Source organism: Sedimentibacter sp. B4 (assembly GCF_000309315.1).
Classification (GTDB): Bacteria; Bacillota; Clostridia; order Tissierellales; family Sedimentibacteraceae; genus Sedimentibacter; species Sedimentibacter saalensis.
The window spans coordinates 1-437 of record NZ_CANG01000064.1 but is presented as its reverse complement, the minus strand read 5'-3'; the positions used below and the strand labels follow the sequence as shown (position 1 = coordinate 437).

Annotated in this window: 1 protein-coding gene; it reads right to left on the bottom strand. The window is 34.1% G+C overall.

Annotated features, from left to right (window positions below; genetic code table 11):
* Positions 1-437 (bottom strand): hypothetical protein (locus BN358_RS26030; RefSeq protein ID WP_040582355.1); only part of this gene is annotated, 437 nt, incomplete at both ends.

Genomic DNA, 437 nt, shown 5'->3' with positions numbered 1-437 from the left:
AACTACTGTAATTTCTATTACACCGTTGTATTCTTTGTCACCTTTGTTTTCATCAACTGCTGTAAAATTGATTTTTACCAATTCATTGTCACTGTCAGAATCATCTTCAGGCACAAATTTCAAATTGAGGATGTCATCAATATCATATTCTGTACCAGCTACAACATTTTTATAACTGTCGCCGTCTCCATCCAAGTCAATCATTAATTTGCCTTGGTCAGGAAGTTCAAATGTAACATGATCAATTGATTCAAACACTGTTTGAGTGAATATCTTTCCTCTTTCAGTCAATCCATCAAGTTCATCTTCAAAATCTATAACCAAATCTTCATCTTCGTCAACTTTAAGTCCGTCCATTGTCTTGATTTCCTGAACTTCTTTTACTGTGATTCTGATAATTCCTGAATAAGAATCATCTCCGTCTTTTGCAGTGTAGT